This window comes from Vibrio sp. 1-Bac 57 (genome assembly GCF_037546855.1).
Lineage (GTDB): Bacteria > Pseudomonadota > Gammaproteobacteria > Enterobacterales > Psychromonadaceae > Psychromonas.
In genome coordinates this window covers 1-25809 of the sequence record NZ_JALAAC010000032.1, presented here as the reverse complement: position 1 = coordinate 25809, position 25809 = coordinate 1, and the positions used below count along the sequence as shown (strand labels likewise).

21 protein-coding genes are annotated in these 25809 nt (G+C 37.3%); 12 read left to right on the top strand and 9 right to left on the bottom strand.

The genetic code is table 11. The features are described 5' to 3' along the window. Nucleotides 1-44 precede the first annotated feature (44 nt). Both MT391_RS16575 and queF read right to left on the bottom strand, forming a co-directional pair. Nucleotides 45-2075: a tetratricopeptide repeat protein gene (locus MT391_RS16575; protein ID WP_166370860.1), complete on the bottom strand. Its 2031-nt coding sequence runs from the start codon at nt 2073-2075 to the stop codon at nt 45-47. Between the two features lie 312 nt (nt 2076-2387). Continuing rightward, complete coding sequence (queF, locus tag MT391_RS16570) at nt 2388-3245, bottom strand: NADPH-dependent 7-cyano-7-deazaguanine reductase QueF (RefSeq protein ID WP_166370858.1); 858 nt, start codon at nt 3243-3245, stop codon at nt 2388-2390. A gap of 104 nt (nt 3246-3349) precedes the next feature. On the opposite strand from queF, the gene syd reads away from it, so the two are divergent. The 6 genes from syd to MT391_RS16540 all read left to right on the top strand — a co-directional run bounded on the left by syd (nt 3350) and on the right by MT391_RS16540 (nt 9245). Beyond that, nucleotides 3350-3907: a SecY-interacting protein gene (syd, locus tag MT391_RS16565; RefSeq protein ID WP_499499071.1), complete on the top strand. Its 558-nt coding sequence runs from the start codon at nt 3350-3352 to the stop codon at nt 3905-3907. 235 nt (nt 3908-4142) lie between these two features. Next, nucleotides 4143-5027, top strand: coding sequence for a DMT family transporter (locus tag MT391_RS16560; protein ID WP_499499069.1), 885 nt, complete (start codon nt 4143-4145; stop codon nt 5025-5027). A gap of 445 nt (nt 5028-5472) precedes the next feature. Then, nucleotides 5473-6321, top strand: a complete 849-nt coding sequence (locus MT391_RS16555; protein ID WP_499499067.1) for a PA4780 family RIO1-like protein kinase — start codon at nt 5473-5475, stop codon at nt 6319-6321. A 369-nt stretch (nt 6322-6690) separates the two neighbouring features. Beyond that, entirely contained in the window at nt 6691-7128 is a 438-nt protein-coding gene (locus MT391_RS16550; protein ID WP_499499065.1) for a tellurite resistance TerB family protein, read from the top strand. Nucleotides 7129-7150: 22 nt separating this feature from the next. Next, nucleotides 7151-8815 carry a SagB/ThcOx family dehydrogenase gene (locus MT391_RS16545; RefSeq protein WP_499499063.1) on the top strand — a complete coding sequence of 555 codons (1665 nt, stop codon included), beginning with the start codon at nt 7151-7153 and terminating at the stop codon, nt 8813-8815. Nucleotides 8816-8852: 37 nt separating this feature from the next. After that, the gene (locus MT391_RS16540; RefSeq protein WP_499499061.1) at nt 8853-9245 is read left to right on the top strand and encodes a 4a-hydroxytetrahydrobiopterin dehydratase; all 393 of its coding nucleotides are present in this window, start codon (nt 8853-8855) and stop codon (nt 9243-9245) included. A gap of 131 nt (nt 9246-9376) precedes the next feature. Here MT391_RS16540 and MT391_RS16535 read toward each other — a convergent pair whose 3' ends face one another. Further along, a complete protein-coding gene (locus MT391_RS16535; RefSeq protein WP_299660585.1) occupies nt 9377-9898 on the bottom strand; it encodes a GNAT family N-acetyltransferase in 522 nt (173 codons plus the stop codon). Between the two features lie 168 nt (nt 9899-10066). On the opposite strand from MT391_RS16535, the gene MT391_RS16530 reads away from it, so the two are divergent. Both MT391_RS16530 and MT391_RS16525 read left to right on the top strand, forming a co-directional pair. Further along, nucleotides 10067-10690, top strand: a complete 624-nt coding sequence (locus tag MT391_RS16530; protein WP_499499059.1) for an alpha/beta family hydrolase — start codon at nt 10067-10069, stop codon at nt 10688-10690. A gap of 375 nt (nt 10691-11065) precedes the next feature. Beyond that, nucleotides 11066-12133, top strand: coding sequence for a branched-chain amino acid aminotransferase (locus MT391_RS16525; protein ID WP_299660591.1), 1068 nt, complete (start codon nt 11066-11068; stop codon nt 12131-12133). Between the two features lie 179 nt (nt 12134-12312). On the opposite strand, the gene MT391_RS16520 is transcribed toward MT391_RS16525, so the two are convergent. Beyond that, nucleotides 12313-13269, bottom strand: a complete 957-nt coding sequence (locus MT391_RS16520; protein WP_499499058.1) for a LysR family transcriptional regulator — start codon at nt 13267-13269, stop codon at nt 12313-12315. A gap of 177 nt (nt 13270-13446) precedes the next feature. Between MT391_RS16520 and MT391_RS16515 the strand changes: the two genes are divergently transcribed. The 3 genes from MT391_RS16515 (at nt 13447) to MT391_RS16505 (ending at nt 16480) form a co-directional block, all read left to right on the top strand. After that, nucleotides 13447-14652, top strand: coding sequence for a multidrug effflux MFS transporter (locus tag MT391_RS16515; protein ID WP_166370837.1), 1206 nt, complete (start codon nt 13447-13449; stop codon nt 14650-14652). 137 nt (nt 14653-14789) lie between these two features. Then, nucleotides 14790-15578 (top strand): M48 family metallopeptidase, encoded by a 789-nt coding sequence (locus tag MT391_RS16510; protein WP_166370835.1) that lies wholly within the window; start codon nt 14790-14792, stop codon nt 15576-15578. A gap of 413 nt (nt 15579-15991) precedes the next feature. After that, nucleotides 15992-16480 carry a hypothetical protein gene (locus MT391_RS16505; protein ID WP_499499056.1) on the top strand — a complete coding sequence of 163 codons (489 nt, stop codon included), beginning with the start codon at nt 15992-15994 and terminating at the stop codon, nt 16478-16480. Between the two features lie 163 nt (nt 16481-16643). Here the strand turns inward: MT391_RS16505 and MT391_RS16500 are convergent, their stop codons facing one another. Continuing rightward, complete coding sequence (locus MT391_RS16500; protein ID WP_166370831.1) at nt 16644-17627, bottom strand: hypothetical protein; 984 nt, start codon at nt 17625-17627, stop codon at nt 16644-16646. 255 nt (nt 17628-17882) lie between these two features. On the opposite strand from MT391_RS16500, the gene MT391_RS16495 reads away from it, so the two are divergent. Further along, nucleotides 17883-18335: an Lrp/AsnC family transcriptional regulator gene (locus MT391_RS16495; protein WP_499499054.1), complete on the top strand. Its 453-nt coding sequence runs from the start codon at nt 17883-17885 to the stop codon at nt 18333-18335. 124 nt (nt 18336-18459) lie between these two features. Here MT391_RS16495 and pntB read toward each other — a convergent pair whose 3' ends face one another. The 4 genes from pntB to rapA all read right to left on the bottom strand — a co-directional run bounded on the left by pntB (nt 18460) and on the right by rapA (nt 25354). After that, nucleotides 18460-19830, bottom strand: a complete 1371-nt coding sequence (gene pntB, locus MT391_RS16490; protein WP_166370827.1) for a Re/Si-specific NAD(P)(+) transhydrogenase subunit beta — start codon at nt 19828-19830, stop codon at nt 18460-18462. 2 nt (nt 19831-19832) lie between these two features. Next, complete coding sequence (locus MT391_RS16485) at nt 19833-21374, bottom strand: Re/Si-specific NAD(P)(+) transhydrogenase subunit alpha (protein WP_499499052.1); 1542 nt, start codon at nt 21372-21374, stop codon at nt 19833-19835. 342 nt (nt 21375-21716) lie between these two features. Beyond that, nucleotides 21717-22376, bottom strand: coding sequence for an RluA family pseudouridine synthase (locus tag MT391_RS16480; protein WP_166370823.1), 660 nt, complete (start codon nt 22374-22376; stop codon nt 21717-21719). 65 nt (nt 22377-22441) lie between these two features. Continuing rightward, nucleotides 22442-25354, bottom strand: coding sequence for an RNA polymerase-associated protein RapA (rapA, locus tag MT391_RS16475; RefSeq protein ID WP_499499051.1), 2913 nt, complete (start codon nt 25352-25354; stop codon nt 22442-22444). Nucleotides 25355-25809 lie beyond the last annotated feature (455 nt).

Below are 25809 nucleotides of genomic sequence, written 5' to 3'. Positions count from 1 at the left end.
CTTAATGTGAGCTAATTTTTATTTTTATACTAAATTACAATCGCTTAGCGACTAATCTCTGGCCATGCAATAGGGATGTTGGGATGGCTCGTTTTCAATTTTACTATTCCTTTATCGATCCCTGCTTGACCTAATAACCACAAATCTCCATCAAAGAATGCAGGTTGAATTTTTTCTATTGCATATAATTCTAACCAGCTACTTTCGTGTACTATCTCTCTTATTTGACAAGCACCAAATAAAGCTAAACAAGTGATATTAAGCATGCGTTCCGGCGCTATTGCACGAGTGACATTGTTTAAAAAGGGAAAAGCAACTATGCCTGTTGAAACTCTTCCATCTAAATCATAATTCTCTGCAAATGTTTGAAAGAAATATTCAATATCCTGTGCTAATTTTTTCGCTTCACCATGATGTTCTTGTTCGGCAATAAATAGTAGTTGATTATCTCTGACTTGACTAATTTGTGTATGTTGAGAAAAGTTAGCTTTTAATTCTTGTCCTAAGGCTAACTCTATTTTCTCTGCACTGAACAAACCTTTTGAACCGTTTAAATTACTTAAAAATGGAATATGTACCAAAGCATAAAACAGGGGACGTCCTTGATACTGTTGATCATATTCCTGTGCTTGTTGTGATATTAAACGTGTTCGAGGGTGATGCAACCATTTTTTACGCGTTATTTGTTCTCTAATTACGAGTTTTTTATGACGAATAAAGATAAATAATGTAAATAATGAAGTGACGCCTAATAACGCCAATACAATATAGGCAATGTTTTTAAAGCGATTATTTTTGAGTAATAACTCATTGTTTTTGGTTTCTAGCTGGATTTGTTGCTGTGTTTGCTCAATGAGTTGAAATTGCTCATTAATTTTTAATTGTTGCAGAGCAAATAGTTTTTCTTTAATTGCATTTTGCAAAGAGTGGAAGTTTTTAAAATGAAAATTTGCTTGCTGATGGTCGCCGGATAACTCATAGCTTAGGGCGAGCATTTCAAAAGCCTTTACGCGTAGCTCTGGAAATCTATCCTTGGCCAAAGTTAATACACTTTCTAATTGTAGAATTGCTAAACCCGTATCTTGACTTCGAATGTTTAATTGCGCCAATAATAAAGTGCTTTCAGTTTCTTGTTCAAGTCGATGTAATTTTTGAAAATGATAACGTGCATTTTGCAAATATTTCTGTGCTAATTCGGTGTTCTTTTTTAAATCGTAAGGCATCGAAGCATAAGTTCTACCGAGTTCTAAATAGGTGTAAGCAAGTAACATTTTATGCTTCTTTTCTACCAGTTCAAACGCATTAAATAAGTAGATAATCGCTTGATTGTATTCTTTATTTTGACGTTTTAAAATCGCAAATTTTAATAGGCTATCCGCCTGCTGTACATAATTGTCTGTGGGCAATAAAAGCTCAACACGTTGGCTAGCAAAATCCATTGCTTGTGTGTAACGATGTTTTTGTTGATAAAGATTGGATAAACTTTCTTTCACTAAACTGCTTAATTTTATCAGGTGTAGTTGGTCTGCCATTTCGTTTGCTGTTTGAAAGTTGGATATAGCTAATTGTTGCTGATTTATTTGATCGTAATAATGACCATAATAATAAGCTAACCACGCAACTAACTCTTTATGCTTGGTATTTTTTATGTTCTTTTTAACTTGGCTTAACGACTCATTCGCTAATTGATATTGGTGCGTCGCTAACGCGAGTTTAGCGATAGTTAAACGAAGAATATCGACTAGGTTTGACTTGTTTGCATGCTTTTTATCTTTCATAGACTCAATTGAATTAAGCAGCATTTTAATTAGTGCTTCATTACTGAGCTGTGGACGCTCAGACTCTGGTATCTCGCTAGCAATGATATTTAATGTTCTGATTTCATCGGGAGTGATACTTGGCGTTTTTAGTAAAGGGATCAGTAACGCTAAACTGTTTTCGTAGTCTGCAAGCTCTGTATAACAAGAGGCTAATAACTGTGAAGGCGCATGATTAGGAATACGTTTAGTAGAGGTCAACCTATTCTTAGGCATGGTGCCTTCAGCATAAGTGGGCAGAGCTTCTACCTTATTCATAAATTTAGTAACGGAATTAATACAATTTAGAGGTTCCAATTGACGCGTTTTATAACTTTCTTTGATTGAAGCAGGGATAAGTGCCCCCGATAATTCAAGGGACCATAGGGGATGGCTAACAGAAAGTAAAAGGCAGCTAAATAAGACTCTTGAAAACAAACGCATTAATAATTAAAACCTCATCACAAAACGGTGGCGGTACAACTAAATAATTTAAGTAAGTGCAACATAACATGTAAAAACGCGAACAGTTGCACTTCTGCTCATAATACTGACTTAATAAGCACTATTAAGTCAGTATTATTAATAAAACTACTGGCGTATCAAGCGTATATTATTAATTGCAGATTCCATTGACGTACTACGTAAAGGATTAATATCTAAGCCACCTCTACGTGTATATCTAGCATAAACGGTTAACGATGTTAAAGAACCATACTTCATTAAATCACAGAAAATACGCTCTACACACTGCTCATGGAATTCATTATGTTGGCGAAATGAAATTAAGTATCGCAACAACTTTTCATGGTCGAGTGATTTACCCGTATAGCTTATTTCAACACTTGCCCAATCTGGTTGGCTAGTGATTAAACAATTTGATTTTAATAAGTGTGAGTAGAGTGTTTCCGTTACTGTAGTATCAGAGCTAATATCCGTTAATAATGACGGTAACAGTTGATACTGGTCAACTTCAATATCTAACTCATCTAGGTTAACACCGCTAAAAGTACCCAGTGACTCGTTAATCATATCTAGATTTGCATTAAGGTCGACGCTAACCGGTTTGTTGGCACAGGCTGATAAGTCTGCAGTTAATATTGCTTGTACCGCTGCAACGGACTCAAATTTACTTTGATTAAAGCTGTTTAAGTATAATTTAAAGGATTTTGATTCTATTAAAAACTCACTATCAAAGGGGACCTTAACAATCCCCGTTGCAACCATTGGTTTACCTTTATTATTTAACCAGGAAAGTTCGTAAATATTCCATAGATCAAAACCATGAAAAGGCAGTGCAGAGGCATCTAAGTTAAGCTCATTACGGTTCAAACTACGTGGAACTCCTTGCAATAAGGATTGATCGTAGTGGCATTTATACTCTGTGACTTTACCTAAAGATAAGTTTTGTAATGTTTCATCTTGGTTATAAAGTGTTGAATTTGGCATGGAACATCTCATTTAGAGGAAAGCGTTGTCAGAAAAACAAGACAAGGCTGCCCGAATAGTTACAATATGCCGTATTGTAACTAAAAAGAAGAATTATTCGAGCTATGAATACAGATACACAACAGCAGTTATTTGCATTATATCAACGTCATCAACAATTATGGCAATCAACACAGCAAACTTTACCGACTCAATCTTTTGACCCTGAATGGTTGTCTCCTTGTCAGGTTGGTAATGTTGAGGATGATCAAATAACATGGCAGGCTGTGCCGAGAGAGCAAAAAGCGAGCCTTAATAATATTGAGCAAGCACTGGAAGTGACTTTACATCCTTCTATTGAAGATCTTTTTTGTAGCGCTTATAGCGATCACATCAGCTGCGAGTTTGAAGGGCATCCTATTGAACTTATTCAAGTGTGGAATGAACAAGACTTTAATGTGTTGCAAGAGAATATGATTGCTCACTTTATGATGCAAAAACGATTAAAAAAACCAGCATCAATGTTTATTGCAACCTGCAGCGATGAGATGCAAGTCATTTCTATTTTAAATGAAACAGGGCAAGTGCAATTAGAAACCTTAGGTAAAAAACAAGAAGCAGTGTTAGCTGAGTCATTAGCGGAATTTCTAGAAAAGTTAACGCCTATTATGACTGATAGTTAAAAGATATGGCTGATAGTTAAAGGGCATATAAATATTGCTTCATTTTAAGTTTTGCTATGCTTCTTTATATCTCGCGAGGTAGATGAGCATTGATGAATTATATTGAACAATGTTTGTTATCATATTAACGTTTAAATCAATGCATAATCTGAAAATTAAAGATTCAAATAAATAACTAGGCGATGCAAAATACGATAAACTGCACGTCTATTTTTTTAATCAAATTAGTCTAATTATGTTACGAAATTTTTTCTTGTCGATACCGATTAGCTTACGGTTTATGTTGCTGTCAGCTTTTTCCTTTGCATTGATGACTGCCTGTGTGAAGCTGGTAAGCACCCATAATATTCCTGTCTTTGAAATTGTTGCTGCTCGCGGGATTATTTCATTGTTGATTAGTTATGTTGATATTAAACGTAAGAAAATTCCTGTGTGGGGAAATAACAAAACACTACTTATTGCTCGTGGCGGGGTAGGGACCTTAGCGTTAATTTGTGTCTATTATGCAGTCACGACTTTACCATTAGCTGAAGCGACATTATTACAGTATCTGTATCCCGTCTTTACTGCTTTGTTAGCTTTTTTCTTTCTGAAAGAAAGGATCCAACGTTCAACATTAATTTGTATTGTGCTTTGTTTATTTGGTTTACTGGCGATGGTTAAACCCAATTTATCGATGACAGGAGAAGCGGTTTTACCTTGGTTTAGTGTTTGCGCTGCATTATTAGGCGCATTAGGCAGTGGGACTGCTTATGTATTAGTTAAGCGTTTAAGTCAATCCGAAGACAGCTCCGTGATTATTTTCTATTTCCCCCTGATTGCCTTACCATTATCAGTTATTTTATTAGGCGATAACTTTGTTATGCCCAACACCGAAGCGTTGATTTTATTATTGTTTGTAGGCATTTTTACCCAAATTGGACAGGTCGGCTTAACTAAAGCCATGCAGAAAGAAGTTGCCGCTAAAGTCAGTGCTTTTTCTTATGTACAAGTTGTCTTCTCGGCTATCCTTGGGGTCATCGTTTTCAATGAAGTGCCTTCTATTTGGACTTTAATTGGAGGTTCATTAATCGTTTTAGGTGCACTAGTGAATGTTTTTGGCAAAAAGACAAAATCATAAATAACTACCTATTATAAAATCTATTTTAGGGCTTGATTTAGTTCTTAATTACTAAGTATTTTCTATGCTGTAAAAGTAAAATTAAATGGATTTTTATTTTGCATGTCATGAATTGAACAAAAAGAAACAATGAAACGATTGCTTTTATAGTACTATGGACGGTTATACCTTTTGATATAAGCGCTTATTAGTGTTTTATTAATACACTACTTAGTTAAAAGGCACTATAAATGAGGCGCTATAAATGTAGCCGTTATTTATTTGATGAATTGCCTAGACATATATTTAAGACTAATGGGTATATGCTTCTATCTCACTATTACTTGGCATAACTATTATCTATTAAGGTAATGACTGGGTAATACTGTTTCTGCTTTTTAGCTCTTTATTTAATTAAATAGCATTTAGCTCAATCAATTAAAATATTAGAAAACAAATTATATAAATGAAAATACCTAAAAGAATTCAACCATTAGTTGACGATGGCATCGTCGATAATGTACTACGCCAGTTAATGAGCGGCAAAGAAGCAACGGTTTATGTTGTTCAATGTGGTGATCAAGTTCGTTGTGCAAAGGTTTATAAAGAAGCTAGTAAACGTAGTTTTAAAAATGCGGTTTTGTACAATGAAGGACGAAAAGTCCGAAATGGTCGTAATGCACGTGCAATGCAAAAAGGCTCTAAATTTGGGCGTGAGCAACAAGAAGAGATTTGGCAGAGTACTGAAGTGGATGCCTTGTATAAATTCGCCGATGCAGGTATTCGAGTTCCTACACCTTACGGATGTTTCGGTGGAGTGTTGATCATGGAACTGATCACCGATGCTGAGGGTTTTGCAGCTCCGCGCTTAAATGATGTAACACTGTCTCAAGAAAAGGCAATTGTTGACCACGCTAAAGTGATGGACTATGTGGTTCGTATGCTCAGTGTTGGTGTGATCCATGGTGATTTGTCAGAGTTTAATGTGTTGGTGGATGAAGAAGGTCCTGTGATTATTGACTTACCACAGGCCGTAGATGCAGCTGGTAATAATAATGCGAAGAAAATGTTGTTACGTGACGTGAATAACATGACACAGTATTATTCTCAATTTGCGCCTGAGCTTGCTAAAACACGTTATGGCGAGGAAATTTGGTCTATTTTTGAAACGGGTGAGTTATCATCTAAAACAATATTAACAGGACGATTTGTTGACTCAGACATTGATGCTGACGTTGATGGAGTACTGCATGAAATTAATGCTGCTCGAGAAGAGGAACTAGACCGTTTAGACCGTATTTCTGACGTTGATTAAGGTCTTTTAGTAACGTAAACCGCTTAATATAACAGTGGTTTACGCTACTTGGTTATGTTACATAGCTACGTTATATAGTTACGTTACATAGCTACGTTACATGATCATGCTGCTAAAGAGTAACAAACGCATGATGGTGAGTTATTCGTCATTTCAAGCATAACTCAAATTTTAACCTTCCAATCCAAATCTTAAGCTTTCTTCAATCCCTAATCTACTGAGTATTTTGTTATATAGTGTGACAACTAAGACACTTTGATTTCTATTTTGATTAAGGCTAGGATGACCAATTGATAATGGATGAGCCTTTTAATTCAAAAGCCCAGCATTAAATTTTTATCCATTCTTTTCATTCCTATAGGTTGAAATATGATTGCAACAGTTAAACATTTTATAAGTTCTCTGATATCTGATGAGCACCCTGAATTCGATAATACTCTAGCGATTGCTTCTTTATTGTGTGAGGTTTGTATCGCTGATCATCACCTTAGTGCGGATGAAAAAATAGTTGCTACTCGCTCGCTTGAAAAAGTACTTAATGTTAATGCTGAGAAAGCAGCCGAATTATTAAGTGTAGGTATGCAGGAGGCCAAAAGTAGCCAATCTGTTTTTGATTTTACTTCACAACTGGGGGATTTAGAGCGAGAACAGCGTATTGAGTTGATAAAAGCCATGTGGCAAGTCGCTTATGCCGATGGTCACTTAGATGAAATGGAAGAAGCATTGATACGTAAAGTGGCAACATTAATTTATGTTAATCACAGTGACTTTATTCGCACTAAACTGGCTGTTATGCCGCAATCATAAGTAAACTGATAAGAGTATTGATATGACTCAATCTTCATTGCAAACCGTTAAAGATTATCATCAGCGTACAAAACACAGGCCTGGTGCATATGCTCGCTCTGCGGGTTATATGGATTGGGCGAATCAACCCTTGCCCTATCGATTATATCAAGGGACAGATAAAATATATTTGCCATTAGGGCAAGGTAAAGATGACTCTCCTGCGAGTGACTTATTTCAACAATCAGTATGCGCACCTACTGTTATTTCTTTACAGAGTGTTGCTTCACTACTGCAAAACAGCTTAGGTTTGTCGGCGTGGAAATCCTATAACGGTAATGAGTGGGCTCTACGTATTAATCCTTCGAGTGGTAACTTACATCCTACCGAATGCTATTTATTATTACCTGAGCTGCAAAGCCCTGCAGTGGAAAGCTCAGAGGAAAAAAAAATACATAGCGTGCATTACAACCCTTATCTTAATTGTTTAGAGAAACGTGCTGCATCAACAGACTCAAGCGCTGAATTTTTGGCAGAAGCTAAAGGCTTTGCCATTGTGTTAACCAGCATCGCTTGGCGAGAAGCGTGGAAATACGGAGAACGGGCTTATCGATACTGCCAACATGATTTAGGGCATGCATTAGGTGCATTGAACATTGCCGCTAATTTAAATGGTTGGAATATAAGGGTATTAGATGAGTTGCCGAATACAAAAATAGACTCATTATTAGGGCTCAATAAATCACAACATTTAGCGCAAGAAGTTGAATATGTTGATTGCGTATGTTGGGTAAGTGCAGAGCCAACAGACTTACATAAAGTAAAGCAATGGCTCAATGAACTAGGTGGTTTTAATTATATTGATCAAGCGAATCAATTGAGTCAATCACATCAAGATTGGCCGGTTATTGATGCTGTTTTTAAAGCAAGTCATCAGGTAGATTTTTCATTTATAAGTGAAGATGCAGAGGCTTCAAACAGTCATACTGTAAATTATGAATATGCTAGGAATTCTAAAAATAGCTCGCCACTAGATGAAAGTGCGCAAGGTTTGATCCAGCAACGTAGGAGTGCTCAAAGTTTTGATCGACAAACGAGTACCATCTCCAGCGAATTATTTTTAACGCAGCTGCAAAAAACATTGCCCACACAAAGCGTGCCTTTTTCTGTCTTGCCACAAACAGCGCAAGTAAATTTGTTGTTATTTATTCATAATGTACAGGGTATTGATTCAGGTCTATACGTTTGGGTACGTAATGCTAGGCATCTACAACATTTAAAATCTGCGATGCATAGCAATTTTCAATGGCAACAATGTTATCCCGATAAACCTTTGTACTTGTTGAAAAAAGGCGATTATAGGCGGGTGGCTAAAGCGTTAAGTTGTGAACAGGATATTGCTGCAGATAGCGCATATAGTTTGGGTATGTTAGCGCGATTTGAAGAGAGTCTGGATTATTCTGCTAGCCAATATCCTTTATTATTTTGGGAAACTGGGTTAATTGGTCAAGTATTATATTTAGCTGCTGAGAATGATGATTTAAGAGGAACAGGTATCGGTTGTTTCTTTGATGATTTGGTACATGACTTATTAGGACTAAAAGATCAACAATGGCAAAGTTTGTATCATTTTACTATCGGCAAGCAGCTAGATGATGCGCGTATATCAACTAAATCGGCTTATTTTCATTTGCAGGATACACTCTAATAGGCTTTTAATTTTAAAACAGATGTAGGAGTAATAGATGACATTGTTAAAACAACAAACTTGTAGGGCCTGTGATACGAGTGACACTGATAAAGCACTGTTACTAAATGAAGAGCAAGCGATTGAGTTACTTAAACAGTTAAAGGCTCAATCATCTGAGCCGGATAATTGGCAGTTAGTTGAGGAACAGGGCATACAAAAACTAACTGCTGAGTTTGCGACTAAACGTTATAAAAAATCAATGTTATTTGTTAATCAAATAGCCGATTTAGCTGAGTCGGTCAATCACCACCCTTTGATGGTAGTCGAGTATGGGCTGGTGGGCGTCCAGTGGTGGAGCCATAATCTAAAAGGATTAAGTAAAAACGATTTTATTATGGCGGCTAAAACTAGTGCTGTATTTGCTGAAATGGCTGAAAGGAAAGTATAATCCTAGTTGTTTTTGCACTCGTTTTTTAATGTTTAAACAACTGGTATTATTCAGGTGCTATGCAAGAGAACTTTACAGTGGCTATGCATGAGTTATGCATGGGCTATAAAGGAGATTATTAAACTATCTATTTATAGATCTTTACGGAGCAATAAATCAGTTTGAATATCGCCCGCCATATCAAATCCATGTTCACCAAACTGTTCAAACCCCATTTTTTTATAAAAATTTAATGCAGAAAAATTATTTTCCCAAACACCTAACCAAAGGTGTTTTTTATTTTGTTGTTGAGCGCGCTTAATTGCAAATGAGATCATTTGCTTACCTAATCCTTGAGATAAAAACTCTTTTAGGATGTAGATTTTCTCAACTTCTAATGCCTCAGGATCTAATAGATCCGTTTGTGCATCATCTATGTTCAACTTGAGGAAACCAGCGAGTTTAGCTTCAGGATCAGCAAGCGGAGCTGAGTAGATAAAATAAAATTCGCTATTAGTCATTTTTAGCTGTGCGGATAATTTTGTTAGGTTTAACGATTGTTTATAATACTGCTGTAGCAAATCATCACTATTACTCTCTGCAAATGTTTCTTGGTAGGTTTGTATTGCGATTTTTTGCAGTAAATGTACTTGGTCGAAAGTACATTTTTTCATATTCTGACCTAGCATGCCCATTCTCTCCCATGAGTTATATTTTAATCGTTAATCGTTAAGCGGTAAGCACAGATTGTAGCTAATAATTTAAGCTATTGCATGAGCTTTGCTTGACCATTCAATCGCTTACTAGCATGATCATTATTTATCTATTTGGCAGAGATTGATATGCAGCTTATTTTTGATGGTCCAAGCAATGGTCCCTTATTTGTTTTTGCCCATGGAGCAGGGGCGCCATTAACATCAGACTTTATGGAAAAAGTGGCGACTGGTTTAGCTAAACAAGGGATTCGCGTTGCTCGTTTTAATTTTAATTATATGCAGCAACGTATTGAGACGGGAAGCCGTCGCCCTCCGGAGCGAGCGCCGCATCTGATCAAGCAATTTATGGATGTAATACAAACATTAAATCAACCGATGGTGATTGGTGGGAAATCGATGGGAGGCAGAATGGCCACCTTGTTAGCTGCACAGGAGCCCGCCGAGCTTTTACAAAATGTAAAAGGCATCGCTTGTTTAGGTTATCCATTTCACCCGCAAGGGAAACCGGAAAAACTTCGCACGGAACACCTGCCAGCAATTAAACAACCCGTGGCGATAATTCAAGGTTCGCGTGATAAGCTTGGTGACAAAGAAGAGGTTGAAGGGTATTCGCTACCTGAGCATTTCCAATGGTGTTGGTTAGAAGATGGTGACCATGACTTTAAACCAAGAGTAAAAAGCGGTTTGACTCAGCAGCAACATATTCAATCTAGTATCGACTTTCTTGTCGCTTATATTAGAAGCTGTTGAACTTTGCATTTGAAAAATAACTTTGAAAGCATAACTGCACTTAAAGGTTGCTTTAATAGCCCTATATTAAACGTAATGCTGCATAACAATATGTAATGAATGTCTTTAATCTATTGATATAGATTACTATTGTTTGTTTTTATTTATTGTTGCGGTTAAACGATAGCGGAGTATGCTACTTATTTATTTTAATATTAAAAAATTTAAACCGTTATTGTTAGGCTAATAATTTTACTTAATCCTATTTTTTTTAAAAGAACAGTGGATGTATGGTGGAATATTTTTTAGAATCTAGCTCCGCCCGACACGTGAGCAATAATGCTTATGCTTTTCATTCGTTGTCGCAAAAAGCATTTAGATACAGAAGGGATTTACATGTCAATTGATATCAAACCGTTAGCAGTTTCAGAGCGTAAAGCTTGCCCAGCAGAATTTAGTTTTGGCGAAGTGTTTGCCGACCACATGTTTACACAATCATTTGATACCGCTCAACAGTGGTCAAATGCTGAAATCAAACCTTATCAAATGCTACAACTGGATCCTTCGGCATCAGTTCTACATTACGGGCAAGAAATTTTTGAAGGTATGAAAGCATACCGTACTGAACAAGGGGATATTAACTTATTCCGCCCACGTGAAAACTTTAAACGTTTTAACCGTTCAGCTACGCGCATGGTAATGCCAGAAGTTGATGTGGAATTCCACCTTAAAGCGGTAATGGAACTATTAAAAATAGATAACCAATGGGTACCTGACAAAAATGGTACTTCTTTATACATTCGTCCTACTATGGTCGCGACTGGTGCTAAGTTAGGCTTAGGTGCTAGTGATAAATACTTGCACTTTATTATTACAGGCCCTGCAGGCGCATATTTTAAAAATGGTTTTTCACCTGTTTCTGTTTATGTTGCTGATAAATATCGTCGTGCTGTTGTAGGTGGTGTTGGTGAAGCTAAAACAGGTGGTAATTATGCTGCGAGTTTATATATGTCGGAAGATGTTGCTAAACGTGGTTATTCTCAAGTACTTTGGTTAGATGCCATACACGGTAAATATATCGAAGAAGTGGGTGCGATGAACATTTGTTTTGTTTATGGCGATCATATTGTGACACCTAAGTTAAGCGGCAGTATTTTACCGGGGATCACTCGTGACTCTATATTGCAACTGGCTCCAACGTTAGGATACACCGTATCTGAAGAGCAAATTGCCATTGAAGATATTTTAGCTGATATTAAAAGCGGTAAAATTACTGAAGCCTTTGGTTGTGGAACGGCTGCAGTTATTTCTCCGGTTGGTCAATTATGTTGGAAAGACGAAGACTACTTTATTAATGATAATAAAGCCGGTACTGTTTCTCGTAATTTATATGATGAATTAACAGGCATTCAATACGGATCACGTGAAGACAAATTCGGTTGGATTGAAAAAGTTAACTACTAAAGCGAACTGCTTAATCGAATTACTTAAGCAAACACTACTTTTAAGTTAACTTTACATAACAAAGGCGCTTTAAGCGCCTTTGTTATGGCTCTGGTTCAAATCAGTAATAAGTTCGGCTAAACAGAGTGACTACATAACCTTGTTTATTCTCATACTATCTTGTTTGCTCTCAATAACTCTTAGTTAAACGTATCCGCAACACTTCGGCAAATCATTTCTCTTACCCATTTATGCCCTAATTCATCACTATTACGTTGATTCCATAATAAAACATAAGCCATATTTTCAAATGTAAAAGGTAGAGGGATTTCTTTCAGCGGATAGAGTTTTTGTGCGTGCGGTACAAAGCTTGAAGGAAGGGTAAATATTAAATCACTATGAGCACAAACACTCGCCGCCCCATAGAAGTCAGGTAAAGTACTAATAATGTTGCGTTTTTCACCTTTTTTTTCTAAATGATAATCTAATGCCCATAGGTTATTTCCTTCACAACAAACTTGTAAGTGATTGTATTGTAGATAAGTATCCCTATCCCAAGTTCCACTTTCTAGTGCAAGTAATGCAGGATGGTGTTCATTCACTAAGCAGGTTTGTTGATCATGAAATAATATGCTGTGGGCAATACCATCAGGTAAGTTCTGTGTGCTTAAACGCTGATCTTGATAGAAATCTATTCCGGTAATACCAAAGTCCACTTTGCCTTGAAGTAGCGCCTGCATTGAACCTTCTTTCCAACTTAATACATCCAAGCGAATATGCTTTGCTTGTTGTAATAACGGACTAATGAAGCAAGCTAATAATGTGGCGTAAGCACTTTCTAGCATGCTGATAGAAAAGTGTCTGTCACTGCTAAGTGGATCAAAATTTGGCGCTTGTGTAAGTTGGTATAAACCTTGTAATAAAGGGGATAGTTTTGGCTGTAGCTCTAGTGCATGAGTCGTTGGTTTTAAACCATGCGCAGTACGGGTGAACAATGGATCATGTAGTGTAGCCCGTAAGCGGGTTAAACTCTTACTGAGGGCTGACTGGCTTAGGTTTAAGCGTAACGCTGCTCGTGTCACACTCTCTTCTTCCAATAGTACCTGTAAAATAAGCAATAGATTTAAATCTACACGCGCAAGTTTATCAATGTTCATGGATGATATTCCTATTGGGAAATTAAGATCTGAATTAATATCATTTCTGTTCATATCATAACTGATTTACACTACGAAAGTTAATTACCCTTTATTTTTAATTTTTTTAATGTGCCTTACTAATAGTATCTAATGCATTAAAGATTGCCAGTTACCTATTTTATATAAGAGATTGAGATGACCCTGAAGTTATTACCTATTTTAATGATCATGGTGGTATTAAGCCCCTTGGCGATAGATATCTATTTGCCTTCGATGCCGCAAATGGCACAAGATTTTTCTGTTTCAGATATGCAGGTTCAATCTACGTTAGTGTTATTTATATTTTCGATGGGGATAGGGCAGATTCTGATTGGTCCCTTAGCGGATCGATTTGGGCGTCGTCCTATTGCTCTGTTTGGTATTTGTTCATATATCGCGAGCAGCCTACTAGCAGCTTTAGTTGTAGATTTTGAATATTTACAACTAGCACGTGTATTACAGGGCGTTGCTGCCTGTGCTACTTCTATTGTGGTATTTAGCGCCGTGAGAGATCGGTTTGATGCACAAAAAAGTGCACATTATTACAGTTATTTGAACGGTGTTATTTGTGTTATCCCTGCTTTAGCTCCAACTTTAGGTGGGTTACTTGCATTACAGTTTGGTTGGCGATCTACTTTTATATTTATGGCTTTATACGCTGTAATAGTGTTGTTTGTGGTGGCATTTAAATTACCTGAAACACGTCCTGAACACAGTAATAATAATGCTGCTTTATACCGCTGGGCACGTTATCAACCAATTCTAGCTAACAGCCACTTTGTTTTTTATGCTCTTACTTGCATGATCGCAATGGCTAGTATTTTAACCTATGTTTCCTATGCGCCGAGTTGGATCATTAAGCACTTAGGCTTGGATGAACTGACCTTTAGTTATTTATTTGGTTTTAATGCGATCGTTAACATTAGTGCATGTTTTCTTGCCCCTAAAGTGATTAAAAGATTAGGCAATCATAAAACGGTGACAGTTGCATTGTGGACGATGGTGCTTTCTGCTGTTTTACAGGTCATATTCCAACAACTACCCGTCACCAACACATTATTAGGCGGGTTGTACTTTATGGTCCCTATGCTTTTTTTATGTATTGGTTTTGCATTATTATTAGGGCCTGCAACATCAATGGCTTTAAGTGCCTTTGGAGAACGGGCGGGAACGGCTAGTGCTCTTTTAGGCTGTATTCAAATGAGTGGTGCTGCCTTACTAGCTGGATTAATACAGCAAACAAACCTGAGTGCTCCCTATGCAAATGTAGTGATGATTGGTGCTGGCAGTGTAATATTATTAATGACTATGTTTTTGCCGCAATACAAACATTGGCATCAAGAGCAAATAAGTTACACATAAGAGCCAAACGATGGCTGCATTAAATTGTATAGCCTATTAATTCTAAAGTAGGTGTTTTTTGATATTTAAAATACATTGGCATTATTGGTTTTAGCCTGAGATAATAAATTAATTAACCATTTGTAATTGGACTTACTATGAAGCATTCAATCTTAAAATTATCACTACTAAGCTCTGCTATTTTATTAACTGCATGTGTTACCTCTTCACCTACAGGGCGTAACCAGGTGTTATTGTTTGATGGCGCTGAAATGGCTGACTTAGGTGCAAAATCATTTGCGGAATTAAAAACACAGGAAAAAATCAATCAAGATCCTAAAGTGAATACCTATGTACAATGCGTTAGCAAGCAAATCACTGATACCTTAGGTAAACAACCTGATTTCGACCAGTGGGAAGTAGTGGTATTTGATAGTGAACAGGTGAATGCCTTTGCATTACCGGGTGGTAAAATAGGGGTTTATACTGGTTTATTGCAGGTAGCAAAAAATCAAGATCAACTCGCTGCGGTTATTGGACATGAAATTGCACACGTTCAAGCAAACCATTCTAATGAGCGTTTATCTTCAAGCCAGATAACAGGCTATGGAACACAAATAGCACAAACTGCCATAGGTACGACTGAATATGCTGATATGGGTATGGCTGCCCTAGGATTAGGTGTTCAATATGGTATTACTATGCCCTATGGTCGAGCTCAAGAATCAGAAGCTGATATTGTAGGTCTACACCTAATGAATGATGCTGGTTTTGATGCTCAGGAAAGTATTGCGCTCTGGAGAAATATGGCGATTGCTTCAGGTGGAAGTGAGCCAATGGAGTTTTTATCAACTCACCCATCTAATGAAACCCGTATTAATAACTTAAGTGATGAATTAAAAAAATTAACTAAAAGCAGTAAACAACATCCTAACTGCACAATGTAATTTGCTCAGTTGTAATTTACTCAGTATAGCTATGCCACTTTAACTTGTACTAGAACAGTGGCGTAGTAGTTTGAGTATGGTATTTTGCTTCAAGTGATCTAGTTGAGTTAAGTAGTCTAGTTCACTATTAACCTTGCTCACCATTAACCTCGTTCATTGCTAATCATAATAAGCTCTTATTATGCTATAAGTATTTATTTTTAACTCCTTCCATTTATAGCACTCCCACAAGATTTGTTTATTTAACTCACTTTTACTGCTTAATCTCATACCTCAATAGTTTATTTTTTACTGAGATAGTCATTATTTTTGTGCTTCAGTATGCGTTTTTCTATATCCAATATGACCCATACTTTTCTAGGAGTAACATCAAGCCTCTTCTTCTGCTTATTAATAATTGGGAGGTGTGTGCTATGAGTTACCGATGTAAGCATTATGATATTAAAGAACTTGTGACTCCTCAGATGTATAGCGATTGGGGGGATCGTTGCTGGACCTTATTTGATGATAGATTATTACGGCTAATTGATACCTTAACGGAGCAGTTAGGATCCTGTACTATTAATGATTGGTCGTGGGGAGGTAAATTTAAAAATAGTGGGCTTAGAGATCAACATTTTTATGGCTCAACGGACAAATATTTAGCTAGTCGCTCACAACATAAATATGGGCGAGCAGTTGATATGAAGTTTAAACAAGTTTCAGCTCAAGCAGCCAGAAAATATATTATTGAACATCAGGCACTATTAGGTGATATTAAGTTTGTAGAGTGTGGTCCGTTAAAACAGGGGCAAGAGATGAACTGGGTGCATATCGATGTAAGGAATGAACTGCAACTTTGTTGTTGGTCGCCTTCTGAAGGAGTTATTGACCAAGCAGAGGTGGTTAGACGTCACCTTTAATTTTCATGCTAAAGCATTTAAAGTAAATGCCATATAAGATAACCATATCCATTTTATAATATTATTAAGTTAATGGTACTCAGTTCAAGCTAACTCTTTAGTGTAGTTAGCTTAATATAGATTGCAGTTAGCTTATATGGTGTATGTATTCCTTTGTTATTGCCTATGTTGCTGATTGCATCTTGTTTGATGCAACACTGCGATATAAATAACGTTCGCAAAACACTGGCGATAGTTTTCTGATGGTTGCTGCTAATACGGCAATGATAATAAATGAAAACAATAATCTTCCCCAAAAAATGGTATTAAAATCTGCTCCCATTAATAAAATCAGTAATGTATCCTCAATTAAACTATGTAATAAATTTAGTAACATAATTGAAGTGAATACATCACGTGCTGCTACATGTCCTTTTTGCGCTTCGTGTATTAATAACCCTCCACCAAATGAAAGTCCTAATGTAGCACCAATAATAGTAATATTAGTCGCCTCTTGGCTGATCCCTAATAACCGTAAAAAAGGTTTCAAGATGATCGCCATTAACTTTTCAATACCTAGTATTTTCAAAATCTTTAACGTGAATAGCAAGATTGATATAACGAAGAAGACCATCACTAAATTTTGTAGCTGGTTCATTGCCCAGTCAAGATAACCACTTTCCACACTGACTTCAGGAGACCAAAGCATTTTAGCGGGCTGGTTAAGGCTATCCGTTAATTGATAGGTCAGGTGTAATAACCACGCTAATAGTAAGCTGCCGCCAATGCGCAGAGTCAAGGTAACCCATAAACTGACTCCGGCTTTTTTCGCGATTGTGGCCTCAATAGGTAATGAATGTGCAAGTAGCATCATGCTGCCGAGCACCGAAGCTTGTGCGACAGTTAGTGTGTCGTCTATGGTAATTAAGACGATTAAACCAGCATAAATGTTGGTCAGTAGGGTTGTTGCCCAGACTAATCCCATGCTATCCGGTAAGCCTACGGTTTGCATCAGAGGTCCAAGTAATTCACTTAATAAAACAATCCCTCCTAGATCTTCAACGATTTTTATTACAATTAATACTGGGATCATGACTTTAAACAGAGTGAATGTAACATTAAAAATATCTCTGCCTAGCTCAATGAAAAAATGTTTAACGGATTGCATCATACTGACCTTTATTGTGTGTTTTCTTAAATTTAATAAGCTATATGATACATAAGATAGTTGTAACTAAATTTCAAATATTGTTTCCTAGTTGCTTAATATTTCTTTTATTTCTCTTTTAAAGAAATATTGCCACTAATAATGGGGCTTGATAGAAATAATAGATTACAGAGAAAATGTTAAAGTTAAGGTGAAGTCATAGAGTTAAGGTAAAGTCATAGGGTTAAAAGAAAATAATAGTGTTAAGGCAAAATAATGGATATTGATAGAATTGATCGTGCGATATTAATGTCGCTACAAAAAAATAATCGTCTACGTAACATTGAGCTTGCTGATAAAGTTGGGTTGTCAGCGCCCGCTTGTTTAAAGCGTGTTAAACGTTTACGAGAGGGCGGAGTTATTATTGCTGATGTTTCAATCATTGATGCGCAGTTAGCGGGCAATAAAATGACCTTGATTGTTTCTATTGAGATGGAACGAGATAGAGCTGATATTTACCAGAAATTTAAAAACTCAATTATCAAAGCTAATGAAGTGATGCAGTGTTACCAAATATCCGGAGCATATGATTTTGTACTGATTGTTTGTGTACAGGATATTCAAGCCTATGAAGCATTTGTTGACCGTGTGTTACATACGGATTTAAATATTAGGAAGTTTCATACTTCAGTTTCATACTTCAGTTTCATTACGCACGGTAAAGCATAGTACGGCTATCGACCTTTAATAAACAAAAAAGCCGAATCATCATTCTGATTCGGCTCTTAAAGTAAATGTTATTGCTTACTTAACTATTTATTAGCTTGCTAATTAAAGGTTATAAGCTTGCTAATTATAGGCTAGCTAAAATTGCATCTACCGATGCTTTTGCATCACCTAATAACATTTCAGAGTTGTCTTTAAAGAACAGTGGATTTTGTACACCAGCATAACCAGCGCCCATTGAACGTTTAAACACGACTACTTTCTCTGCTTCCCAAACACTTAATACTGGCATACCTGAAATAGGTGTACCTGGTTCGTTTGCTGCAGGGTTAACGGTGTCATTTGCACCAATAACTAATACAACATCAGTATCAGGGAAATCTTCATTGATTTCATCCATCTCTAATACGATATCGTAAGGTACTTTTGATTCAGCAAGTAGCACGTTCATGTGGCCAGGTAGACGGCCTGCAACAGGGTGAATACCAAAACGTACATTTTTACCTTTAGCGCGTAAACGTTTAGTAATTTCAGCTACTGGATATTGTGCTTGCGCAACAGCCATCCCGTAACCCGGTACAATAATAATATTTTTTGCAGCATTTAATGACGCAGCAACTTCTTGTGCCGTTGTTTCATGGTGCTCACCGTATTCTTGGTCACCTTGTTCAAATGTTTCAGTACCAAAACCACCTAGGATAACGCTCACAAATGAACGGTTCATCGCTTTACACATAATGTAAGATAGAATCGCACCACTTGAACCCACTAATGCACCAGTGATGATAAGTAAGTCATTTGCTAACATGAAACCTGTTGCGGCAGCTGCCCAACCTGAGTATGAGTTAAGCATTGAAACAACTACTGGCATATCAGCACCACCAATAGAAGCCACTAAGTGCCAACCGAATGCTAATGCAATCACAGTCATGATGATAAGTGCTGTTAAGCCTAAGTCACCGCTTACAAAAGCAACTAACAGGAAGGCTGCAGAAGTTACCGCTGCAATGTTGATCCAGTTTTTACCCGGTAAAGATAACGCAGAGCTATTGATTTTTCCGCTTAATTTACCGTAGGCAACGATAGACCCAGTGAAAGTAACCGCACCGATGAAGATACCTAAGAATACTTCAACATCATGGATAGTTTGCGCTGCAGAGGCTAAAACTGCATGGTCTAAGTAAGAGTTAAAACCGATAAAGGTTGCCGCTAAACCTACGAAACTATGTAGGATTGCAATTAGCTCAGGCATCGAAGTCATTTCAACTTTTAATGCTAAACGAACGCCAATACCAGCACCTACTGCCATGGCAATGGTGATGTAACCTAAACCAGAAACCTGTGAGCTAGCAATGGTGGCAAAAACGGCAATAATCATACCGATAATACCGAATACATTACCTCTTCGTGCACTTTCTTGGCTACTTAAGCCACTAAGGCTGGCGATAAACAGGATGGCTGCAATAACATAAGCAGCAGTAATTAATCCTTGAGACATGATTATTTATCCTTCTGGAACATTTTCAACATACGATGTGTCACGGTAAAGCCGCCCACGATGTTGATGGTTGCAATTAAGATTGCAATCGTTGATAAAGCGGTAACAACATTACTGTCACTACCGACTTGCAGTAATGCGCCGATAATGATGATGCCACTGATCGCGTTGGTAACACTCATGAGTGGTGTGTGTAGTGAATGAGCAACATTCCAAACTACGCCGTAACCAACAATACAGGCCAACATAAATACAGTGAAATGCGCTAGGAAATCAGCAGGAGCAACACTTGCTAACCAACCAAATAAACCAGCCGCAACAACCGCTACAGCAGGTTTAATCCATTTGTTTGGTTCTTTTTCTTCAACAACAATTTCAGCTTTTTGTTCTGCTTTTGCAGTCGGTGCTGCACTAACATTGATTGCTGGTGGTGGCCAAGAGATTTCACCTTCTTTAACAACCGTTGCACCACGGATAACTTCATCTTCAAAGTCGATATCTATTTGACCGTCTTTGTTTTTACAAAGCAGTTTCATCAAGTTGACTAAGTTAGTTGCATATAGTTGGCTTGATTGAGTTGGTAAACGACTTGGTAGATCAGTGTAACCAATAATTTTTACACCGTTTTCAGTTTCAAAGACTTTATCTTTTACTGTTAGCGCTGCATTACCGCCAGCAGCTGCTGCTAAATCAACAATCACACTGCCTGACTTCATTGATTTAATCATGTCTTCAGTAATGATTTTTGGTGCAGGTTTACCTGGGATAAGCGCGGTAGTGATGATGATATCAACATCTTTTGCTTGCTCAGCCATCATTTCAGCTTGCGCTTGTTGATAACCTTCACTCATCGTTTTAGCGTAACCGGTAGTACTAACTTCAGTTTCTTCAGTGTAATTCACCTCAAGAAACTCTGCGCCCATACTTTCGATTTGTTCTTTTACTTCAGGGCGAGTATCAAATGCACGAACAATTGCACCTAAACTACCTGCAGCGCCTAAAGCGGCAAGACCTGCAACACCAGCACCTACAATCAATACTTTTGCTGGTGGCACTTTACCTGCTGCAGTAATTTGGCCTGTAAAGAAGCGACCAAATTGGTTTGCTGCTTCGATAACTGCTCGGTAACCGGCAATATTTGCCATTGAGCTTAATGCGTCTAATGCTTGTGCACGAGAAGTACGAGGTACACTATCCATCGCAATAACGCTGATGTTTTTAGCTTCTAATTGCTTTAATAGTTCTGGGTTTTGAGCTGGCCAAATAAAGCTAACTAATGTTGCGCCTTCTTTGATTAGTTTAATTTCTGCTTGGGTCGGCGCATTCACTTTGAAAATGATATCTGATTGCCAAACCGTTGCTGCATCAGTGCTAATTTCTGCACCTGCATCTTGGTAGGTTAAATCAGAAAAGCTAGCTGCTGTTCCCGCGTTTTTTTCTACCAGGAAAGTGAAACCTTGTTTAATTAATAGCTCAACAGTATTAGGTGTTGCGGCTACACGGTTTTCATTTTCTTGGATCTCTCTAGGTATACCTATCTGCATAGTAATTCCATGATCGCTTATTGTTATATTGAGTTATAAAAAGTGTATTTTATGTGTCATTTAAAAGGAGGAGTAGATATAAATTATCGTTACCTTTTATTAAAATTTACCACTGACTTACAAAAGACTGGCTATGTGCTTTTTTGTATCGTTTATGGATTTTTATTCACAATAAATTTTGCCAAGCTAAAGCTTAGTGAAAAAACGTGACTTAGGCTACCATTTTCAGCGGTTTTGAATGGTTTTTATGCAACATTAAGGTTACTTAATATAACCATTAATCATAAGCAGTGATTTTGTTAAGTTATTGTTAATAGAAACTATCCCTTAATTTATATTTGTTTACATAAAAGGAGCAGGGCATTCAAAAGTGATACGTTTTTCTGTTGTTGGGTGGGTTAAAGTAATACTTCCCGCATGTAAAGCAAGACGTTGTGATAGTTTTTTTCCAAATTCAGAGGCGTAGAATTCATCGCCAATAATTGCATGACCTATCTGCTGTAAATGAACCCGTAACTGATGAGTTCTTCCGGTCAATGGGGTTAACTTGACCAATGTAGTTTGTTGGTTGCGCTTTATTACTTGCCATTCAGTTTGTGAACTTTTACCTAATTCAAAATCTACAATTTGTCGTGGTCTATTCTCCCAGTCACATCGTAAAGGCAAATCAATTAAACCCGCATCTTTTTCAATGATTCCTTCCACGCTAGCAAAGTAGGTTTTATTAATCACTTTTTGCTGGAATTGACGTCCGAGATGACTTTGTGCGGATTTTTTCAGCGCAAGAACAATAATGCCAGAAGTAGCCATGTCTAAGCGATGTACAACACAAGCATTAGGCCAAACACGTAAAACACGTAATGCTAAACTGTCTTTATGCCATGGGTCACGGCCGGGTACACTTAATAATCCGGAAGGTTTATTCAGTACGACGATATCTTGATCTTGATGAATGATATCTAAGTATGGCGACATCGGCGGGTTATATACAAAATTTGGCATTGAATCTCTGCTATCAGCAATAAAAATAATCGGCTACTAAGCATATTGCTTAATAGCCGAATAAGTTATGAATGAGTTGAAACGATAAAACGAACGGCATCGAGTTTGAGTTGTGTATTATCTAATATCTGCTCAAAACTTGCCTGCTGGTCACGGGAATATTGAATTTCTTCTTCACGTATATTCGGGTTTACCGCTTTCAATGCTAACAAACGTGATCTCTCTTGTTGCAAAGTACGTTGCATTGTTTGCTTCGCTTCATCAATAACTTCAGCCATTAATGTTTGTGCAGTAGGTAAAGACTGTTTAATTAACTGGTCTATTAATGCCTGTGATGCATTGGCCACTTTACGGCTAATATGACGATTGATTGGCGTTAGCTGACGATTGAAACTATCGAAAGTGACATTTTCTCCAAGGTTTTTTGCATTTTTATCTAACAATAAGCGGATCGGAGTGGTCGGTAAGAAGCGACTTAATTGTGCATTTTCAGTGTTTAACGCTTCAACAACGTAAATAAGCTCTAAGAACGTTGAGGCAGCCGGTAATGAATTGTTTTTTAAGATAGCCACAGAGGTTGTACCTGTATCTGAACTTAATACCATATCCATGCCGTTGCTAATGATCGGGTGTTCCCATGTTAAATAAGCAATGTCATCACGACTTAAAGCGGTTTGACGGTTAAAAGTAACCGTGATGCCATCTTCAGGTAACCCAGGATAATCAGACGCTAACATGTGATCTGTAGGTTTTAAAATTAAACAATGTTCACTGCTATCTTCCTGCTGTACCCCCAACACATCAAACATTTGTAATGCAAAACCAGTGAAGTGCGGTAATTGATCTATTTCAGTAATATCATCCAACAAGTTACTGTTTTGTAATACACCACTTGAGTTAATTTCTAATAGCTTATCGCGCCCTTGTTCTAAGTTGGTTTTTAACTCTGCATTTAATTTAGCGGTACGTTGAATCAAGTGTTCTAACTGTTGCTCGCTATTATCACCGGTTGCCAATAAATTAATTAATTCATCTTTAACCGCTTCGTATACCGTATGGCCAGTAGGGGTGGTTTGCGTAAATGCAGATAAACCTTGTTCATACCACTGTTGTAAAAAGGCTTGTGAAGTTTCTTTTAAGTACGGCGTATAAATTTGTATATCACAACGTTGCCCAATTCTATCTAATCGGCCGATACGTTGTTCCAACAAATCTGGGTTTATAGGTAGGTCAAACAAAACTAAGTGATGAGCAAACTGGAAGTTACGACCTTCTGAACCTATTTCAGAACACACCATCACCTGTGCACCATCTTCAACTTGTGCAAAATAAGCTGCTGCTTTATCTCGTTCTATTAATGATAGCCCTTCATGGAAAACGGCAGCTTTGATTGCTTCGCGTGTACGCAATGCTTCTTCAATAGCTAAAGCGGTTTGTGCCTGTGCTGCAATAATTAAGATCTTTTCATCTTTATTCTGCTGGATCAGGTCAATCAACCAGCTAATACGTGGATCAAAGGCACACCATGAATTATCCGTAGAAGCTTCAAATGCTTGGTAGATCTGTTCTGGATACAAGGCTGTAAAAGCTTGTTCAGCTAGAGTACCAACAGGCATCATTTTAGATACTTTCATTGCTGTTTTATATTGGTCAGGTAACGGTAAAGCAACTGATTTTAATAAGCGTTTTGGAAAACCTTTAATAGCAGAACGCGTATTTCTAAATAATAAACGCCCTGTACCGTGTCTATCTAATAATCCACGGATTAATTCTTGCTGCGCAGACTGTTGTTCATCTTCATCAATAGTAATATCAGTGATCACATTTAATAATGGCTCAACATCTTGTTCAGAGAGTAATTCAGTAATACTGTTTTTTGCTTCATTGCTTAGGAATTTTCCGTCTAACAATTGGTTTACTGCATCTACTACCGGCTTATAGCCTGCTTCTTCATTAACAAAAGCTTGATAATCATAAAAACGATTAGGATCTAATAAGCGTAAACGAGCAAAGTGACTTTCGTGACCAAGTTGATCGGGTGTTGCAGTTAATAACAATACACCTGGAATTGAGTTAGCAAGCTTTTCAATTGCATTGTATTGCACACTTGGTTTTTCTTTATCCCAGATAAGGTGATGAGCTTCATCAACGATCAACAGATCCCAAGTCGCTAGTAACGCATTTTTTAAATGTTTTTGTTTACGAATTAAATCAATGCTACATAGCACAAGTTGTTCAGTATCAAATGGGTTAACAGCATCAAGATAAGCTTCTTCACAGCGTGTTTCATCAAAAATACTAAAATGTAAATTAAAGCGGCGAAGCATTTCTACTAACCATTGGTGCTGTAAATTTTCAGGCAATACAATTAATACTCGTTTAGCGCGTCCAGTGATTAGCTGCTGGTGGATGATTAACCCTGCTTCAATGGTTTTACCCAAACCTACTTCATCGGCTAATAAAATACGCGGTGCATGGCGTTGCCCAACTTCTTCTGCAATATAAAATTGATGAGGAATTAAATCTACGCGAGGGCCCAGTAGACCGCGTAAGTGAGAGCGTTGTTGTTGGTGCTGATTTAATAAAGACTTGTAACGTAAAATGAAACGATCGAATTTATCAATTTGTCCTGCGAATAGCTTATCTTGCGGTTTATTAAATTTGATAAAGTTATTAAGAAAAGTTTCTTTTAATTTAGTTTCTTCACCGGTATCAACACGGGTACCAACATAAGTAATAATATTATCGTTTTCTTCAATATCTGTGACTAATAAAGTCCAATCGGCATGGCTTAAAACTTCATCCCCAATATTAAAGCGTACGCGAGTTACCGGTGCTTCTTGAATCGAATATAGACGTTGTTCTCCCGACGCAGCGAACAACAATGTCAGCATACGTCCTTCTATAGCAACAATAGTACCTAAACCTAACTCTGATTCAGCGTCACTAATCCAACGCTGGCCTAACGAAAATGTCATAAAAACTCACTCATCATTTGTAACTAAAGAAAAACTAACTAACAGAAAAGCTGCGTATGTTACCTAAATCCGAATCAAACATACTAGCGATAAATAGAATAAATATAGTGAAAATGAAAATAGCATATAAATGGAGGAAAAGAGTGGTTTGTTTGATATTTAAGCAAACGAAAATAAATCGTAATAAAACACTTGCCAATGTGATCTCAATCCCTATAATGCGACCCCACAGACACGGGGTGTAGCGCAAGTTACCCAGCGAGTTTGAGAATGGTTTTTAACGTATTAACGCTTCGTGGTTCGCTTCGAAATTAAGTTAAATTAAAACGTTGACAATGTTCGAAAGGCGCGTAATATACGCCGCCTAGCCGAAAGGCACGCTCTTTAACAATTTAATCAAACAATCTGTGTGAGCACTTGTTGTTGATGTGATTTCAAAAAATCAAAGTCCTACT

Excerpts from the sequence above, each read along its gene's own strand:
- MT391_RS16575 (WP_166370860.1), bottom strand. The coding sequence starts at position 2,075 with ATGAATAAGGTAGAAGCTCTGCCCACTTATGCTGAAGGCACCATGCCT.
- queF (WP_166370858.1), bottom strand. The coding sequence starts at position 3,245 with ATGCCAAATTCAACACTTTATAACCAAGATGAAACATTACAAAACTTA.
- syd (WP_499499071.1), top strand. The coding sequence starts at position 3,350 with ATGAATACAGATACACAACAGCAGTTATTTGCATTATATCAACGTCAT.
- MT391_RS16560 (WP_499499069.1), top strand. The coding sequence starts at position 4,143 with ATGTTACGAAATTTTTTCTTGTCGATACCGATTAGCTTACGGTTTATG.
- MT391_RS16555 (WP_499499067.1), top strand. The coding sequence starts at position 5,473 with ATGAAAATACCTAAAAGAATTCAACCATTAGTTGACGATGGCATCGTC.
- MT391_RS16550 (WP_499499065.1), top strand. The coding sequence starts at position 6,691 with ATGATTGCAACAGTTAAACATTTTATAAGTTCTCTGATATCTGATGAG.
- MT391_RS16545 (WP_499499063.1), top strand. The coding sequence starts at position 7,151 with ATGACTCAATCTTCATTGCAAACCGTTAAAGATTATCATCAGCGTACA.
- MT391_RS16540 (WP_499499061.1), top strand. The coding sequence starts at position 8,853 with ATGACATTGTTAAAACAACAAACTTGTAGGGCCTGTGATACGAGTGAC.
- MT391_RS16535 (WP_299660585.1), bottom strand. The coding sequence starts at position 9,898 with ATGAAAAAATGTACTTTCGACCAAGTACATTTACTGCAAAAAATCGCA.
- MT391_RS16530 (WP_499499059.1), top strand. The coding sequence starts at position 10,067 with ATGCAGCTTATTTTTGATGGTCCAAGCAATGGTCCCTTATTTGTTTTT.
- MT391_RS16525 (WP_299660591.1), top strand. The coding sequence starts at position 11,066 with ATGTCAATTGATATCAAACCGTTAGCAGTTTCAGAGCGTAAAGCTTGC.
- MT391_RS16520 (WP_499499058.1), bottom strand. The coding sequence starts at position 13,269 with ATGAACATTGATAAACTTGCGCGTGTAGATTTAAATCTATTGCTTATT.
- MT391_RS16515 (WP_166370837.1), top strand. The coding sequence starts at position 13,447 with ATGACCCTGAAGTTATTACCTATTTTAATGATCATGGTGGTATTAAGC.
- MT391_RS16510 (WP_166370835.1), top strand. The coding sequence starts at position 14,790 with ATGAAGCATTCAATCTTAAAATTATCACTACTAAGCTCTGCTATTTTA.
- MT391_RS16505 (WP_499499056.1), top strand. The coding sequence starts at position 15,992 with ATGAGTTACCGATGTAAGCATTATGATATTAAAGAACTTGTGACTCCT.
- MT391_RS16500 (WP_166370831.1), bottom strand. The coding sequence starts at position 17,627 with ATGCAATCCGTTAAACATTTTTTCATTGAGCTAGGCAGAGATATTTTT.
- MT391_RS16495 (WP_499499054.1), top strand. The coding sequence starts at position 17,883 with ATGGATATTGATAGAATTGATCGTGCGATATTAATGTCGCTACAAAAA.
- pntB (WP_166370827.1), bottom strand. The coding sequence starts at position 19,830 with ATGTCTCAAGGATTAATTACTGCTGCTTATGTTATTGCAGCCATCCTG.
- MT391_RS16485 (WP_499499052.1), bottom strand. The coding sequence starts at position 21,374 with ATGCAGATAGGTATACCTAGAGAGATCCAAGAAAATGAAAACCGTGTA.
- MT391_RS16480 (WP_166370823.1), bottom strand. The coding sequence starts at position 22,376 with ATGCCAAATTTTGTATATAACCCGCCGATGTCGCCATACTTAGATATC.
- rapA (WP_499499051.1), bottom strand. The coding sequence starts at position 25,354 with ATGACATTTTCGTTAGGCCAGCGTTGGATTAGTGACGCTGAATCAGAG.